Annotated in this window: 17 protein-coding genes; 5 read left to right on the top strand and 12 right to left on the bottom strand. The window is 63.9% G+C overall.

Annotated elements, in window-relative coordinates:
- Positions 1-239 precede the first annotated feature (239 nt).
- A complete protein-coding gene (locus GGR62_RS12215) occupies positions 240-467 on the bottom strand; it encodes a hypothetical protein (RefSeq protein ID WP_184408163.1) in 228 nt (75 codons plus the stop codon).
- 192 nt (positions 468-659) lie between these two features.
- Between GGR62_RS12215 and GGR62_RS12210 the strand changes: the two genes are divergently transcribed.
- The gene (locus GGR62_RS12210) at positions 660-1,871 is read left to right on the top strand and encodes an FAD-dependent oxidoreductase (RefSeq protein ID WP_184408162.1); all 1,212 of its coding nucleotides are present in this window, start codon (positions 660-662) and stop codon (positions 1,869-1,871) included.
- On the opposite strand, the gene GGR62_RS12205 is transcribed toward GGR62_RS12210, so the two are convergent.
- From GGR62_RS12205 to GGR62_RS12185, 5 genes are all read right to left on the bottom strand, one after another.
- The gene (locus GGR62_RS12205; protein ID WP_184408161.1) at positions 1,829-2,317 is read right to left on the bottom strand and encodes a hypothetical protein; all 489 of its coding nucleotides are present in this window, start codon (positions 2,315-2,317) and stop codon (positions 1,829-1,831) included. The two genes, GGR62_RS12210 and GGR62_RS12205, sit on opposite strands and share 43 nt — an antisense overlap.
- Positions 2,314-2,514 (bottom strand): PspC domain-containing protein, encoded by a 201-nt coding sequence (locus GGR62_RS12200; protein WP_184408160.1) that lies wholly within the window; start codon positions 2,512-2,514, stop codon positions 2,314-2,316. Before GGR62_RS12200 ends, GGR62_RS12205 begins: the two co-directional genes overlap by 4 nt.
- A gap of 118 nt (positions 2,515-2,632) precedes the next feature.
- A complete protein-coding gene (locus tag GGR62_RS12195) occupies positions 2,633-3,709 on the bottom strand; it encodes a class III poly(R)-hydroxyalkanoic acid synthase subunit PhaC (RefSeq protein WP_184408159.1) in 1,077 nt (358 codons plus the stop codon).
- A complete protein-coding gene (phaE, locus tag GGR62_RS12190; RefSeq protein ID WP_184408210.1) occupies positions 3,706-4,857 on the bottom strand; it encodes a class III poly(R)-hydroxyalkanoic acid synthase subunit PhaE in 1,152 nt (383 codons plus the stop codon). The genes GGR62_RS12195 and phaE overlap by 4 nt, the downstream gene beginning before the upstream one ends.
- Positions 4,858-4,911: 54 nt before the next feature.
- Positions 4,912-5,574: a CDP-alcohol phosphatidyltransferase family protein gene (locus GGR62_RS12185; RefSeq protein ID WP_184408158.1), complete on the bottom strand. Its 663-nt coding sequence runs from the start codon at positions 5,572-5,574 to the stop codon at positions 4,912-4,914.
- An 85-nt stretch (positions 5,575-5,659) separates the two neighbouring features.
- Between GGR62_RS12185 and GGR62_RS12180 the strand changes: the two genes are divergently transcribed.
- Positions 5,660-6,418 carry a 3-hydroxybutyrate dehydrogenase gene (locus tag GGR62_RS12180; protein ID WP_184408157.1) on the top strand — a complete coding sequence of 253 codons (759 nt, stop codon included), beginning with the start codon at positions 5,660-5,662 and terminating at the stop codon, positions 6,416-6,418.
- A gap of 322 nt (positions 6,419-6,740) precedes the next feature.
- Here GGR62_RS12180 and GGR62_RS12175 read toward each other — a convergent pair whose 3' ends face one another.
- From GGR62_RS12175 to GGR62_RS12165, 3 genes are all read right to left on the bottom strand, one after another.
- Positions 6,741-7,229 carry an 8-oxo-dGTP diphosphatase gene (locus GGR62_RS12175; RefSeq protein ID WP_184408156.1) on the bottom strand — a complete coding sequence of 163 codons (489 nt, stop codon included), beginning with the start codon at positions 7,227-7,229 and terminating at the stop codon, positions 6,741-6,743.
- A gap of 69 nt (positions 7,230-7,298) precedes the next feature.
- Positions 7,299-7,808, bottom strand: a complete 510-nt coding sequence (locus tag GGR62_RS12170) for a DUF1249 domain-containing protein (protein WP_184408155.1) — start codon at positions 7,806-7,808, stop codon at positions 7,299-7,301.
- Positions 7,809-8,020: 212 nt separating this feature from the next.
- On the bottom strand, positions 8,021-8,842 hold the full coding sequence (locus tag GGR62_RS12165; protein ID WP_184408154.1) for a pyruvate, water dikinase regulatory protein: 822 nt from the start codon (positions 8,840-8,842) through the stop codon (positions 8,021-8,023).
- Positions 8,843-8,985: 143 nt separating this feature from the next.
- On the opposite strand from GGR62_RS12165, the gene ppsA reads away from it, so the two are divergent.
- Both ppsA and GGR62_RS12155 read left to right on the top strand, forming a co-directional pair.
- The gene (gene ppsA / locus GGR62_RS12160; protein WP_184408153.1) at positions 8,986-11,364 is read left to right on the top strand and encodes a phosphoenolpyruvate synthase; all 2,379 of its coding nucleotides are present in this window, start codon (positions 8,986-8,988) and stop codon (positions 11,362-11,364) included.
- Positions 11,364-12,338, top strand: coding sequence for a mechanosensitive ion channel domain-containing protein (locus tag GGR62_RS12155; protein WP_184408209.1), 975 nt, complete (start codon positions 11,364-11,366; stop codon positions 12,336-12,338). The genes ppsA and GGR62_RS12155 overlap by 1 nt, the downstream gene beginning before the upstream one ends.
- A 178-nt stretch (positions 12,339-12,516) precedes the next feature.
- Here the strand turns inward: GGR62_RS12155 and orn are convergent, their stop codons facing one another.
- The 3 genes from orn to mntR all read right to left on the bottom strand — a co-directional run bounded on the left by orn (position 12,517) and on the right by mntR (position 14,151).
- Positions 12,517-13,101 (bottom strand): oligoribonuclease, encoded by a 585-nt coding sequence (gene orn / locus GGR62_RS12150; RefSeq protein WP_184408152.1) that lies wholly within the window; start codon positions 13,099-13,101, stop codon positions 12,517-12,519.
- Between the two features lie 70 nt (positions 13,102-13,171).
- A complete protein-coding gene (tadA, locus tag GGR62_RS12145; RefSeq protein WP_184408151.1) occupies positions 13,172-13,687 on the bottom strand; it encodes a tRNA adenosine(34) deaminase TadA in 516 nt (171 codons plus the stop codon).
- Positions 13,684-14,151, bottom strand: a complete 468-nt coding sequence (mntR, locus tag GGR62_RS12140) for a manganese-binding transcriptional regulator MntR (RefSeq protein WP_184408208.1) — start codon at positions 14,149-14,151, stop codon at positions 13,684-13,686. The genes tadA and mntR overlap by 4 nt, the downstream gene beginning before the upstream one ends.
- A gap of 144 nt (positions 14,152-14,295) precedes the next feature.
- On the opposite strand from mntR, the gene GGR62_RS12135 reads away from it, so the two are divergent.
- Positions 14,296-15,642: an Nramp family divalent metal transporter gene (locus GGR62_RS12135; protein WP_184408150.1), complete on the top strand. Its 1,347-nt coding sequence runs from the start codon at positions 14,296-14,298 to the stop codon at positions 15,640-15,642.
- The last annotated feature ends 143 nt before the right edge of the window (positions 15,643-15,785 follow it).

Raw genomic sequence — 15,785 nt, 5'->3', positions numbered from 1 at the left:
GGCCGGAACCGCTTCACTGAAAAAAGCATTTTCGCAGTGCTGGCCCGCCGCGGGAACCCGTTGACAGGACCACCGTAAACCTATGCCGGCGCACGATGGAGCGGCTGACAAAACCAGTCAGCGGTCGTCAGGTGGGCGCGAATGGCCCGGAGCAACCGGAATGAACGACTGAGGGATGCCGATTCGGTGAACCTGCCGCGCCCGCCTGGTGGCGAGCGCGAGCATTGGGAGAGTCGCGCTTAGCTGACGCGACGCGCGTAATGGGTGGCGGCGCGCTCGACCAGGATGCTTTCCTGCAGCGATTCCAACGCCATCACGCGGATCTTGCCGACATCCTTCAGCGGCACCATGCGCTCGACATAGATCTCCGGGCCGGTATCGGTCATCGTGCGCGACTTGCTGAAGCCGTAAGGCACCACGCCCTTGTCGCCATCTTTGCTGCCACCGACGTACAGAACGATCGACATACCCACACCTTCTATTCTGCTGTTGCTGCGTTAGTGGCGCGAGGATAACGACCGCGCTGTGATGAGCTTTGCACGCACGTTAACGCCGGCTGTTTGCGGTTTGGTGACCATCGCACGTCCACGGCCACCTCACGATCGCTTCACCCCGCTTGGCCGTCAAATCGCGATCCACCCGTTTGCTTACAACACTGTATGGATCTCAAAAGTGGCTACCCGTTCTGGTCGATCCGCAATGGGTTGATGCGTGCCTACCCGCGCCTGGAGCAAGACACCCAGTGCGAGGTCGCCATCGTCGGTGGTGGTGTCACCGCCGCATTGATCGCGCACGAACTGCTCAAGCACGGACACGACGTGGTCGTGATCGAGCAACGCGAGATCGGCTGGGGCAGCACGTCGGCCAGCACCGCCTTGCTGCAGTACGAAATCGATACACCAATGATCGAACTGGCCAGACAGCACGGCATGCCGGCGGCTGCACTGGCCTATGGCGCGTGCGCGCAAGCCATCGTCGACCTGCAAGGCCTTTGCAATACGCTTGGCGGCTGCGACTTCTCGCGCCAGGACAGCCTGTACTACGCCAGCCGGGCACGGGACATCGACGACCTGCGCAGCGAACTCGATAGCCGAAAAGCGCACAAGCTCCCGGTGGAATGGATCGAGCGCGCGCCGCTATGGCACAACTACGGCGTGCGCTCGGACGGTGCGATCCTGAGCCGCCTGGCTGCCAGCGTCGATCCGTATCGGCTGTGCTACCGGCTGTTTGCCGAGTGCGAGCAATACGGCGCGCGCATTTACGACCGCAGCACGATTGCCACCCTTGCATCCCACGACCAGCATGTCGTGTTGCGCACCCAGGACGGCGTCACGCTACGCGCCCAGCACGTCATCATGGCCGCAGGCTATGGAAACCAGCAGTGGCTGTCGCAGCGCGTGGCACGCAACCGCAGCAGCTACGCGTTCGTGACCGATCCCTTGCATGACAGCGAAATGGGCGCGCTCAAGCACACCATGATGTGGGAGACCGCGCGCCCGTATCTGTACGTGCGTAGCACGCCGGATGGACGCGTGGTGGCCGGTGGTGAGGACGACAACGTGGACATTCCCGCGCGCCGCGATGCGCGTGTGCAGAGCAAACTGAAGACATTGCTGAAAAAAATCGCCAGGACCATGCCCGATGTCAGCCTGCGCCCGGTCTTTGCCTGGGGCGGCACCTTTGCCGAAACCGCAGATGGATTGCCGTTCTTCGGCCCGCACCCCGAACACGGGCCGCGGGTGTCGTTCGCCATGGCTTACGGCGGCAACGGCATCACCTACAGCGCGATCGGCGCAGGGCTATTGCGGGCGCAGCTGGAAGGCAGGCCTCACCCGTTGTCGGAGTTGTTCGGGTTTTCCCGAGTGCGCTGAGACATCCACGGCCACCAGCCGTGGCCGTGCATCGCATAGGTATCTGCAGCCCGCTCCAGCGGGTTGCGTACGTGGATGCCGCCGCACAGGAAGTACACCGGCAGGAACAGCGGGCCGAGCAGCATGTACTGGTAGACATGGGCGCGCTCGTGATCGCCCAGGCGCACCGGAGGGTGCTGGCAACGTCCGGCAGCATGCGCGTAGGTGCTGCATTGCAGATCGAGCGAGGCGCCCTTGAGCAGCATCACATTGCCCAGCGTCATCGCCCCGCCCGGCCCCCAGGGCCAGGCATGGAATACCACCGCAAGTTCCTGGCTGGACCAGCGCGGGCGCGCGCCGAAGCAGCTGCCGGCCGCACCGATCACCAGGCCGATCAGGGTATTGGGCAGCGTCCACAAGGCGCCGATCACATGCAATGCAGACCTGCGGCGCCGGGCGGGCGTCAATCGGCCTGGTTGGGGATCAGCAGCCACAGGATCAGATAGACCAGAATGCCGGGAAACGCGGCGGAGGCGATCGACACGATGACGAACAACACGCGCAGCAGCGTGGAGCTCCAGCCGAACCGGCGCGCGATACCGCCGACCACGCCGGCGATCATGCGATCGTTGAGGGAACGGGACAGTGCGGTGGTCGTGGACATGGCAAGACTCCTGCAAATCGAGTCGAAAGTGTAAAAATCCCGGCGACAGCGTGTCGTGATGGTCGCTGCGGCCAGTTGGATGCAGCGGCAGGCGCCCGCACCGCCGCGCGACACCGCATCAGGTGTCGCCGCCACGCGCCTGCAACCAACGATGGATCGCCACCGGCACTTCACGTTGCGCACGGCCGGACACGTAAATGCCGATGTGCCCGCCACGGAAACTCAGCTCGGTGTAATCGTCGCTACCCACCAGCCCGCGCAATGCACGCGAGGCATCCGGCGGCACCAGATGATCGTGCTCGGCGTAGATGTTGAGCACCGGCATATCGACAGCCTGCAGATCGACCGCCTGCCCGCCGATGGTGACCTGCCCGGTCACCAGCCCGTTGCGTTGATAGAACAGGGTGACAAACTCGCGGAAGGCCTCGCCGGCCAGATCGGGCGAATCGAAGATCCACTTTTCCATGCGCAGGAAATCTTCCAGCGCCTGCTTGTCGTCCAGGATGTCGAGCAAGCCGACGTACTTCTGCAGATTCAGCCGGAACGGCTTGAGCATCAGGTAACTGGCGTTCATCAGATCCGCCGGCACATTGCCCATGGTGTCCACGAACAGATCCACATCGACCATGCGCGCCCAGTTGGAGAGCATGTTGTCGGGAGTATGGAAATCCACCGGCGTGACCATGGTGATCAGGTTGCGTACCTTGGGCCGTTGCAGCGCCGCGTAGCACAGCGCGAATGTGCCGCCCTGGCAGATACCGAGCACATCGACCGCGTCCAGGCCCGACTGCGCGCGCAGATGATCCACCGCACCGTCGATGTAGCGCAGCAGATAGTCTTCCAGCGTGAGATACCGCTCGGAGCGGTCCGGGTAGCCCCAGTCCAGCACGTAGACATCCTGACCGTGACCGAGCAGACCTTTGACCAGCGAGCGATCGGCCTGCAGATCGACCATGTAGGGACGATTGACCAACGCGTAGACGATCAACAGCGGCGTCTTGGCGACCGGCGCCTGCTCCCCGACAAAGCGATACAGCACCACCTTGCCGTCGCGCCAGATTTCTTCGCGCTCGGTGACGCCGTAGTCCACGTCTTCGACGCCGGGCAGCAGCTTGAGGCCTTCGCGCAGCTTGCGCTGCAGCGACAGGGTTTCCTGCATCAGGTCTTCGGCGCTGAATCCCAACGGGCCTTTCATTGCTGCGCTCCACGTGGTTTGCGTGCGGTCGGCGTGTTGCTGGATTTGCGGGCCGATGGCTTGGCTGCTGCGGTCTTCGTCTTGGCCGCCGTCTTCTGCGCGGCAGTCTTCTTCACCGCGCTCGTTGCAGCTGCCGGCTTTGGCGCAGCATCCGATGTCGGCGTCGCCGCACGCTTGGCCGCGACCGGCGCGACCGGATCAGGCGTCGGCGCTGTTGCAGGCTTGCCCGTCTGACCAGCGGCAGTGCGCAGCATCCGTCGCACCGCACGCTCCAGTTCGGCGATGCGGCGATGCGCGGCATCCATTTCCGAACGCGTCGGCATCCCGAAGCGCTCGCTCAGCTGTTCGACTTCTTCCTGCAAGGCTGCGCGTAGGCGCATATGCGCGTTGGCGAAGCCGCCATACACGGTGCGGAAGTGGTCAGACAACGCGATGTCGGCATAGGATTCTTCGGCCGCTTCGATCCACAGATCGAACAAGGCACGCGCGCTGGTCAGCTGACTGCCGCTGCTTTCGTGCTCGCTCAGTTTGGAAGTGAAGCGCGTGAAGGCCTGCTCGATGGCCGCCTTGAGTTGCTCGCCATAGGCCTGCGACTGCGCCTGATAGTCCTGCTGGGCACGTGCCAGCTTCTGCAGGCGCGATTGATGATTGCGATTCAAGCCGAACGCGGGCATCTCCAGCCACGGCGCATTTTCTTCGCGCCATTTCTCCAGGGACTGCGCTGCCTCCTGCAGCCAGGGATCGAAACCGCCGGGGCTGCCGCCACGCAGCGAACCCAGCGTCCATTGCATCAGTTGCTCGCCCTGCCCTTGCACCGCATGCCGCCAGGCATCGGAGACTTCATTGGCCGAGGTGTCGCGCCCTGCAAACTGGGCGGCCACCTGTTGCATGGTGCCGAACCAGCCACCCGCATGATTGCGGAAGCGGTCGATCGTCTCCTGCGCCTGCGGTGCAGCCTGCGTGGGCAGCAACTGAGACCACCAGTCCACCGCCTTGCGCCAGTCCTGCGGCGCATCGCTGCCGGGCGCCGGGGGAGGCTGCGCGGCGGAAGCGGACTGGCCGTGGCGCATGGCATCTCCCCAGGCGCTCCAGTACTGACGCGCCTTGTCTTCGAAGTTGCCGTTGTCCGAACCGCTGGTTGCCATGATCCCTTCCCGTGACTGTCCACCAGCCATCCTACCGCGTGTACCCGGCTGTACCGGTCAGGGTTTGGGAATCCGCAGCGTCTTGCTGATCATCAGCGAGCCGGACACCGCAAACAGCAACACCAGCGGGTGGAACTGCCACGGCCCGAGTTGCCACTGGCCCCACCACAGGGTCTGCCCGATATGGCCAGTGCTGGCGGCCACCGCCAGCAGGATCACCAGCAGCAGACTGGTGGGAATCGGGGTGCCTTCGAAGTACGGCACCTTGTCGGCCTCGCCGGCGATCTCTTCGGCGGTCACGTTGTAACGCGCCAGCCGGCTCACGCCGCAGCAGACGAAATAGCTCAGCACCAGCCAATCCCAGCCGCCGCGCATGCCGCAGGCATAGCCCAGCGCCGCCGGGGCCACCCCGAACGAAATCACATCGGCCAGCGAATCCAGCTCGCGGCCCAGGGTCGAGGACGCCTTGCGCCAGCGCGCCACATGCCCGTCCAGCGCATCGAACACGAATGCCAGCGGGATCAAGGCCATGCCCAGCAGCAGGTCGCCGCGATGGCCTTCCTGCAGAAAGCGCATCGACGCGAACACCGCGCCGGTACCGCAGAAGGCGTTGGCCAGCGTGAACCAGTCCGCGAGTTGGAAATCGCGCAGCATCGAGAAATGGCGTTTCATGCGGAACCTGAGAAGAGCAAGGCGCAAAGGGTAACGCGCGCAGGGCATGCAGGCGACCGTTTCGCCACACTCCGCTAGTCTGGCGATCAGCGTGGCCGCTCCGGCCGCGCACGGTTCGTCAAAGGAACATCCGATGCGCAGCATCCTGATCACCGGCGCGGGCAGCGGCATTGGCGCCGGTATTGCCGCCCAACTGGCCGCCGACGGCCATCACCTGATCGTCAGCGACATGCAACTGACGGCAGCCGAGCGCATCGCACGCAGCCTGCACGAGGCTGGCGGCTCGGCCGAAGCGCTGGCGCTGGATGTGACCGACGAAGAAAGCATTGCGCGGGCGCTGGCTGACGCATCACACCCGCCGCAGGTGCTGGTCAATAACGCCGGCCTGCAGCACGTGGCCGCACTGGACAAATTCCCGATGCAGCACTGGGCCTTGCTGGTGGATGTGATGCTGACCGGCGCCGCCCGGCTCAGCCGCGCGGTCCTGCCCGGCATGCGCACGGCCGGCTACGGACGGATCGTCAACATCGGCAGCATTCACTCGCTGGTGGCCAGCCCTTACAAGAGCGCCTATGTCGCAGCCAAGCATGGCCTGGTTGGCCTGGCCAAGGTCATCGCATTGGAAACCGCCGACTGCAACATCACCGTCAACACCTTGTGCCCGAGCTATGTGCGCACCCCGCTGGTAGAGCGCCAGATCGCAGATCAGGCGCGCACGCGCGGCATCGCCGAAGACGCGGTGATCCGCGATGTGATGCTCAAGCCGATGCCCAAGGGCGCCTTCATCGAGTACGACGAGCTTGCCGGCACGGTCGCGTTCTTGATGTCGCACGCTGCCCGCAACATCACCGGGCAAGCGATCGCCATCGATGGCGGTTGGACCGCGCAGTAATCACGGCTGGCGAAAATTTGACCAGCCCATGCGATAGCCTTGTGCCGCAACGCCAGTGCACACTTGTCCACAGACTTGCGCAGCGTTCATCCACAGCAGATGTGGAGAACTGCACAGCGACGCTGGACCAGCGCACTGCAGGCGACGCGCCGGGCGCCCATGTTTGCGCTCGCCAGCGGTGTCACGCGTCGCTGTCACTGGATTGAAGCGCCCTTTGCAGGCGACGATGGATGACGCGTAGAGGCCAGAGGCCGCACAGCGACGAGCCAGATGCCGTACCAGCGAGCGGCACGCACGCCTCCCCAGTCGCTTCGTCCGCCGCTCAGATGCGCGAGTACGTCCACGATTGCATGCGGCCATCGCGATACGGCATGACGCCATGAAACGGACGCGGATCGCCGTCGAACACCAGCGGCAGAAAATTGCGGTCGCCTTCCCACATCGGCACCTGGTCCATGCGGTCGATCGCCACCCATTCCAGCGTGCCTTCCGGGTTGCAGGCCTGTGGCTGGCCCTCAAAGCTGCGGATCAGGAACACAAAACCCAGCCAGTCCTCGCCATGCTTGCCGAAGCCCGGCCAGCTGATGGTGCCGCGCAGTTGCATGTCGCCGCACTCCACGCCGGCCTCTTCGCGGATCTCGCGGCGCATGCCGGCCAGCACATCCTCATCCGCTTCCACCTTGCCGCCAAGCCCGTTGTACTTGCCCAGGTGCTGGTCGCCCGGGCGGGCATTGCGGTGGATCATCAGCACCTGGGTGCCATCCGGCGACAACAGGTAGCCAAGCGTGGCGACGATGGGGGTATAAGGCATGGCATGCGATCTGGCACGAAGCGCATCAGTATGACCGATCCGGCACAGGGCGCGGCGGCGGGCAGTCGCTCAGCCGATGGTGGTGCGGGACCCAGGACGCGGCGGAGCGACGTAGTCGGTATCCAGACGCAACGTGGCCACGCCATGGCCGCGCTCGGCCAGGTAGTCCAGCCACTTGCCCAGGAAGGTATTCATGCGCATGCGGTGGCTGATCAGCTCGGCCGGCGGCGGGAACATGCCCATCACATCCTGCCAGCGTCGGCCGACATAGCAATGCGTGGTCTCTGCCTGGCGGGCATCGCGGTACAGGCGGACATACGCCGACGGGTCCGGCTCACCGGTCACCGGGTCGCACAGGTCGTAGGTCAACCGCAGCTCGACCGTGTAGCGGTGGCATTCGATCACGTCCAGACGCAGGTCCAGGCCATCGCCGATCGTCGAGACGTAGGATCCGGGCGCCAGATCGGCCGGTGCGAACAACCGGGTCAGATGCTGGAAGTTCTCTGCATACAAGCCCATCAGCCAGCCGAACCGGCTCAACTTGGGGATGCGTTCGAGTTTGCTCAGTGCTTGCGCCATGGATCAATCCTACACGCTGCGCTGCCACTCGGGCAGCATTGACGAGGCCCAACGGCAGGCCTACCTTGGCAGGCTAGTGCCCGGCCCCACTTCATTTCCTCAGAGCTGACACGGAACTGCGCGGGCAGCGTTTCAGGCGTTTGGCGCGGCATGCAGCAACCGCGCGTCGTAGCGACCGCATCACGGCCATTCAATTCCCAATCCCGGCAACTTCAGAACATCTCGCGCTGCAGCCCCAGCGTGGACAGCACCTTGCTGGAAATTTCCTCGATCGAGGTGTTGGTGGTGCTGAGCGAGGGAATGCGTTCCATCTGGAACATGCGCTCGGCAATCGCCACCTCGCGCCGGCAGGTGTCGGCCGCGCTGTAGCGCGAGTTGGCGCGACGTTCCTGTCGAATCTGCTGCAGCCGTTCCGGGTCGATGGTCAGGCCGAACAACTTGCTGCGGTAGTTGCGCAGCCGCGGCGGCAGACTCTCGTTTTCCAGATCTTCGTCGGTGAGCGGATAGTTGGCGGCACGAATGCCGTAATGCAAGGCCAGGTAGATGCAGGTCGGCGTTTTGCCGGCACGCGACACCGCCACCAGGATCACGTCGGCCTCGTCGTAGTTGAGCGCGATGCCGTCATCGTGGCTCAGCGCGAAATTCATCGCATTGATGCGGCGGTGATAGGTCTCGAAGTCCACCATGCCGTGCGCACGCCCGACACGCGAGTGCCGGGGCGCATTGAGCTCGCGCTCCAGCGGCTCGATGAAGGGCGCGAACACGTCCAGCATCAATGCGCCGCTTTCGGCCAGGATCATGCTGAGTTGGGGATCGACGCACGAGTTGACCACCACCGGGCGCACTTGGTAACGCTCGCCAGCGGCGCGCACACGCATCGCTGCATCGCGTGCTTTTTCTGCATCATCGATGAACGACATGCGGTCGGTGACGAAGTTGAATCCACTGAACTGCGTGAGCAGGCTATGCCCAATCGTTTCAGCGGTGATACCGGTTCCATCGGACACGTAAAACACCGGCCGGATTGTTGACATCAAGACCACCTCTTTGAACTGGTGTTCAAAACTTACGGGTTCATGCTTGTGCATATTCTGCTGTGCACTGCATCATAGCGGCTTCTTCCTACGGACGCGGCCATCCAGCCCGCTCGGGCGATGGCCAATACGGAGCATCGCGCTTGAACGAGAATATCCTGTGGTTGCATGAGCTACGCCTGGCCGATCTGGCCCGCGTAGGCGGTAAAAATTCCTCGCTCGGCGAGATGATCGGCAACCTGGCCGGGCTGGGCGTGTCGGTTCCTGGTGGATATGCGACCACTGCGGAGGCATTCAAGGACTTCATCGCGCACAACGATCTGTCCAAACGCATCTTCGACAGGCTTGCCACGCTGGATGTCGAAGACGTCAACGCGCTGACCGTGGCCGGCAAGGAAATCCGCAGCTGGGTGACCGACGCGCCACTGCATCCCGAACTGGACCGCGACATCCGCACCGCTTACGCACAGCTATGTGCCGAAAACGGCGGCGGCGACGTCGCGGTGGCAGTGCGTTCGTCGGCCACCGCCGAAGATCTGCCCGATGCCTCGTTCGCAGGCCAGCAGGAAACCTTCCTCAACGTGACCGGCGCGGACGACGTCGTGCATAAAGTTAAGGAAGTGTTCGCCAGTCTCTACAACGATCGCGCGATCGCCTATCGCGTGCATCACGGGTTCAAGCACGAAGACGTATTCCTGTCGGCCGGCGTGCAGTTGATGGTGCGCTCGGGCGTCGGCGCCGCAGGCGTGCTGTTCACCCTGGACACCGAGTCCGGTTTCCGCGATGTGGTGTTCGTCACCTCGAGCTTCGGTTTGGGCGAGATGGTCGTGCAAGGCGCGGTCAACCCCGACGAGTTCTATGTGTACAAGCCCACGCTGAGCGCAGGCAAGCCGGCGATCCTGCGCCGCTCGCTCGGCAGCAAGGCGATCCGCATGGTGTATTCGGATGTGCCCGGCGAACGCGTGCGTACCGAAGACACGCCAGCAGAGCTGCGCAACACCTTCTCGATCAGCGATGAAGATGTGCAGGAGCTCTCCAAGCAGGCATTGGTGATCGAAAAGCATTACGGCCGCCCGATGGATATCGAGTGGGCCAAGGACGGGGTGAGCGGCAAGCTGTTCATCGTGCAGGCGCGCCCGGAGACGGTGAAGTCGCGCAGCCACGCCACCCAGATCGAGCGTTTCTCGCTGGAAGCCAAGGACGCCAAGATCCTGGTCGAAGGCCGCGCGGTCGGCGCCAAGATCGGCAGCGGCGTCGCACGTGTAGTGCGTTCGCTGGACGACATGAACCGTGTGCAGGCCGGCGATGTGTTGATTGCCGATATGACCGACCCCGATTGGGAGCCGGTGATGAAGCGCGCCTCGGCGATCGTCACCAACCGTGGCGGCCGCACCTGCCACGCGGCCATCATCGCGCGCGAACTCGGCGTGCCGGCCGTGGTCGGCTCCGGCAATGCCACCGATGTGATCAGCGATGGTCAGGAAGTGACGGTGAGCTGCGCCGAAGGCGATACCGGTTTCATCTACGACGGCCTGCTGCCGTTCGAGCGCACCACCACCGATCTGGGCAACATGCCGCCTGCCCCGCTCAAGATCATGATGAACGTGGCCAACCCCGAGCGTGCGTTCGACTTCGGCCAGCTGCCCAATGCCGGTATCGGCCTGGCGCGTCTGGAAATGATCATCGCCGCGCATATCGGCATCCATCCCAACGCGCTGCTGGAATACGACAAGCAGGACGCCGACGTCCGCAAGAAGATCGACGCCAAGACCGCAGGCTATGGCGATCCGGTGAGCTTCTACGTCAACCGTCTGGCCGAGGGCATCGCCACGCTGACAGCGTCGGTGGCGCCGAACACGGTGATCGTGCGCTTGTCGGACTTCAAGTCCAATGAGTACGCCAACCTGATCGGCGGTTCGCGTTACGAGCCGCATGAAGAGAACCCGATGATCGGCTTCCGTGGCGCCAGCCGCTATGTCGATCCGTCCTTCACCAAGGCCTTCTCGCTGGAGTGCAAGGCGGTGTTGAAGGTGCGCAACGAGATGGGCCTGGACAACCTCTGGGTGATGATTCCGTTCGTGCGCACCTTGGAAGAAGGCCGCAAGGTGATCGAGGTGCTGGAGCAGAACGGGCTCAAGCAGGGCGAAAACGGCCTGAAGATCATCATGATGTGCGAACTGCCGTCCAACGCGCTGCTGGCCGACGAGTTCCTGGACATCTTCGACGGCTTCTCGATCGGCTCCAACGACCTGACCCAGCTGACCCTGGGCCTGGATCGCGATTCGTCGATCGTGGCGCACCTGTTCGACGAGCGGAATCCTGCAGTCAAGAAGCTGCTGTCGATGGCGATCAAGTCGGCACGTGCCAAGGGCAAGTATGTGGGCATCTGCGGCCAGGGGCCGTCGGATCACCCGGAACTGGCCGAATGGCTGATGCAGGAGGGCATCGAATCGGTGTCGTTGAATCCTGACACCGTGGTCGATACCTGGTTGCGTCTGGCCAAGCTCAAGAGCGAGAGCTGATCGAAATGGTGGGTGCATTTGTGATGGCGGCGGCTGCCGGAGCAGCCGCCGCAAAGCCGGTAACCGCGGTGCCTGCGGCGACAAAGCCGGCATTCAACTGGGCCAACATCCCATGGGCGCAATACGCGCTCAATTGGGGGTTGGCGCTGCTGATCATCGTGGTCGGCATGTGGCTGGCCAAACAGCTCAGCCAGTGGCTGCACCGTGCGCTGACCCGCGCGCGCATCGAGATCACGCTGACCAACTTCCTGCGCAACGTGTTGTATGCGTTGCTGCTGGTGCTGGTGTTTGTGAGCGCACTGAGCAAGATCGGCGTGCCGCCGACCTCGCTGATCGCGGTACTGGGTGCGGCAGGTCTGGCGGTTGGCCTGGCACTGAAGGATTCGCTCTCCAACATCGCCGCAGGCGTGATGCTGATCGTGTTGCGGCCGATGCGCGATGGCGACCACGTGGTGATTGCCGGCCAGGAAGGCATCGTGGACGAGATCCGGATCTTCCAGACCCGGCTACGCTCGTTCGACGAACGCATGATCACCCTGCCCAACAGCACGATTACCACTGCGCCGATCGTCAACTACAGCACCCTGCCCAACCGGCGTCTGGATGTGACCGTGGGGGTGGGCTATGACGACGATCTGAAAAAAGCCCAGCAGCTGTTGCTGCAGATCGCCAAGGACAATCCGAACATCCTGGATTCGCCGGCACCGTTCGTGCAGGTGACCAATCTGGGCGAAAGCACGGTGGACCTGATGTTGTTCGCGTATGCGACCAACAGCAATTTCGGCGCGGCCAAGAGCACCACGCTGGAGCAGATCCGCAACCAGTTGCTGGAGAACGGGCTCAACCTTCCCTACCCGCAGCGCGACCTGCATGTGTATCACCACGATGCCGACGGCAAGCCGATTTCGGACCTGTTGTTGAAGGGGGTCACAGACGATGGCGACGTCACCAAGGGACCGTCATTGGCGCGTTGATGCCCTGGATGGCGTGATGGAAAAGCAAAAGGCCGCATCAGGTGATGCGGCCTTTTTATTGAAGATCCACCGTCATCGCCGCGTGCTCGACCGGTGCATTCAACCAGCGCGGGCAGACCCGCGCGTACGTCGTTTGCAACCGGGGACGTGCAGTACGCAGCGACGCGGTGACCAGCGCTCAGCCCTGCACGTCGGCCTGGCGATCGCCGCCCAGCGCGCCCATGAACTGCCGGTAGTGGCGCAGCTCGTCGATCGAATCACGCACATCGCTCAAGGCGGTGTGGGCCGAGCTCTTGGCAAACCCATTGGCCACCGTCGGCGCCCAGCGCCGTGCCAGTTCCTTGATGGTGGACACGTCGAGATTGCGGTAGTGGAAGTAGCGCTCCAGGCGCGACATCTGACGGTGCAGGAAGCGGCGATCCTGGCAGATCGAGTTGCCGCACATCGGCGAGGCGCCGGCGCGGATCCACTCGCCCAGAAACGCAATGGTCTGCGCTTCGGCCTGAGCATGGCTGACCTGGCTGTCGAGCACGCGCTGCCACAGGCCGGAACGACGATGCTGGTTGCGGTTCCATTCGTCCATCGCTTCGAGCGTTGCCAGCGGATGGGCAATGGCCAGTTCCGGCCCCTCGGCAAGCACGTTCAACTGCGCATCGGTGACGATGGTGGCGATCTCGATGATGGAATCGCGATCGGTATCCAGGCCGGTCATTTCCAGATCGATCCAGATCAGTCGGTCGTTGCCCGCAAGGTTGTCTGCCATGTCGCCGTCCTGTGAAGGGCCGTCGCCGGCCAGATGCTGAAGGGCGCGCATCATACCGCGGCCGCGCCGCTCAGGGCGCGAGTGGCGGCTTGCCACGCTTGGCCCTGAAGTAATTGGTCAGCCGCAGACTTGCCTCGGCCGCCAGCACGCCGCCGCTGACCTGCACGCGATGGTTGTGGCGCGGATCGGCGAGCAGATCGAACACGCTGCCGCAGGCACCGGTCTTGGGGTCGCTGGCAGCGAACACCACCCGTGCGATGCGGGCATGGATCATTGCCATCGCGCACATCGCGCACGGCTCCAGCGTGACATACAGCGTGCAGCCGATCAGCCGATGGTTGGACAAGCGGCGGCCGCCCTCGCGCATGGCCATGATCTCGGCATGCGCGCTGGGATCGTGGCTGGCGATGTTGAAGTTCCAGCCCTCGCCCAGCACGTTGCCGGCGGCATCGATCAGCAAGGCGCCAACCGGAATTTCGTCGTAGTCGCGCTCGGCACGTTCGGCCAATTGCAGGGCGCGTTGCATCCATTGCCGGTCGATCAGCGCCTGCGCAGCGTCGTCTGGCGCTTCCAGCGGCATGCTCACCCGGCACTGCCGCCCTGGCGTTCCAGGAAAGCGGCGAATGCGGCGACGGTCGCTTCGCTGACGTGGTGTTCGATGCCTTCGGCATCGCGGCGCGCGGTGGCTTCGTCGATGCCCAGGGCCAGCAGGAAGCGCTCGACGATCTGATGCCGCTGCCGGCTGGACGCCGCCAGCGCCTCGCCGGCCGGGGTCAGGAAGACGCCGCGATACGGGCGCTGCACCACCCAGCCGTCGCGCACCAGGCGTTTTAGCATCTTGGCCACGGTCGGCTGGGCCACGCCCAGGCGCGCCGCGATATCCACCTGGCGCGCTTCGCCGCCATCGACCAGCAGATCGGAGATCAGCTCCACATAGTCCTCCACCAGCTCGGCGCGGCGCGCTTCGCGCACCTGACGGAAGCTCTCCATATGCACCTGCGCATCGATCAGGACCGGCGCGGCCACCTCCGGCTTTTCGCTCTTGCCCACCCTCATCCCCGTTATCACGTCCGGCAGCATTGCCTGGATGCGTAGTTTGAAGCACGCAGCCGATCAATACGATTGAGTTTGCCAATGCTCAACAGAATAGCAAGTGCTATATCATCCCTACGATCCTCCGCCAGCACCTTCCGCATGTCCGCCAACAGCTTGTCCTCCGCCCGTCCACCCGCCCCTGCCTTGACCCCGGACAACCGTGGCCTGGGCGATCACCACGCCAGTGTCGCCGTGCCCCAGGGTGGCCATTGGTGGTTCCGGCTGCTGGCATTCCTGGGGCCGGGCTACATGGTGTCGGTCGGCTACATGGACCCGGGCAACTGGGCCACCGATCTGGCCGGCGGCTCGCAGTTCGGCTATCTGTTGCTGTCGGTGATCCTGCTGTCCAACCTAATGGCGATCGTGCTGCAGAGCCTGTCAGCGCGGTTGGGCATCGCGACGGGACTGGATCTGGCGCAGGCCTGCCGGGCGCGCTACCCGCGCGGAGTGAACCTGGCGCTGTGGGGAATCTGCGAGCTCGCGATCATCGCCTGCGATCTGGCCGAGGTGATCGGCACCGCAATCGCATTGAAGCTACTGTTCGGCATTCCGCTGACCCTGGGCGCGATCATCACCGCGGTGGATGTGGTGCTGGTGCTGTTGCTGATGAACCGTGGCTTCCGCGCGCTGGAAGCCTTCGTGATCGCATTGCTGTTGATCATCTTCGTGTGCTTCGGCATCCAGATCGCGCTGGCCGCGCCGCCGATCGCAGCGCTGCTGGGCGGTTTCATTCCGCGCGCGCAAGTGGTCACCGACCCACAGGCGCTGTATCTGGCGATCGGCATCATCGGTGCCACGGTGATGCCGCATAACCTGTATCTGCATTCGTCGATCGTGCAGACGCGTGCGTATCCGCGCACCGATAGCGGACGCAAATCGGCGCTGCGCTGGGCAGTGACCGACAGCACCGTGGCGTTGATGTTCGCGCTATTCATCAACGCATCGATCCTGATCCTGGCGGCGGCGGTGTTCCATGCGCAGGGACGCACCGATGTGCAGGAAATCGAACAGGCGCATGCATTGCTGGCCCCCATGCTGGGCGTGGGGCTGGCATCGACCCTGTTCGCCGTCGCCCTACTCGCATCGGGCGTGAACTCGACGGTGACCGCCACCTTGGCCGGGCAGATCGTGATGGAAGGTTTTCTGCAGTTGCGCCTGCCGCCCTGGATACGCCGGCTGCTGACACGCGGCATCGCCATCGTGCCGGTGGTGATCGTGACCTGGCTGTATGGCGAGGCCGGTACCGCGCGGCTGTTGGTACTGAGCCAGGTGGTGTTGTCGATGCAGCTGCCGTTCGCGGTGATTCCGCTGGTGCGCTTTGTGTCGGATCGCAATTTGATGGGCGCATTGGTCGCACCGCCGTGGCTGGTGCGCACCGCCTGGGTAATCGCTGCGGTGATCGTCTGTTTGAACCTGAAATTGCTATGGGATACCGCATTGCAGTGATGGTCGGCGTCGGCCGGCCCGATACGCGCAAACGGCGCGTGCGTCATATCTGCGCGTGGGGTTTTGTGCGATGCGCGTCTTGAGGCACGCACTCCGATGGCTGCATACCGCGTCGCTCCGCTACACGGCGCGATGCGTTTCCC

Origin of the sequence: Xanthomonas sp. 3075 (assembly GCF_014197275.1) — a bacterium.
In the GTDB taxonomy this organism is placed as follows: Bacteria; Pseudomonadota; Gammaproteobacteria; order Xanthomonadales; family Xanthomonadaceae; genus Xanthomonas; species Xanthomonas campestris_B.
Note: the sequence above shows the minus strand (reverse complement) of the source record. Positions and strands in the feature narration are given on the sequence as shown.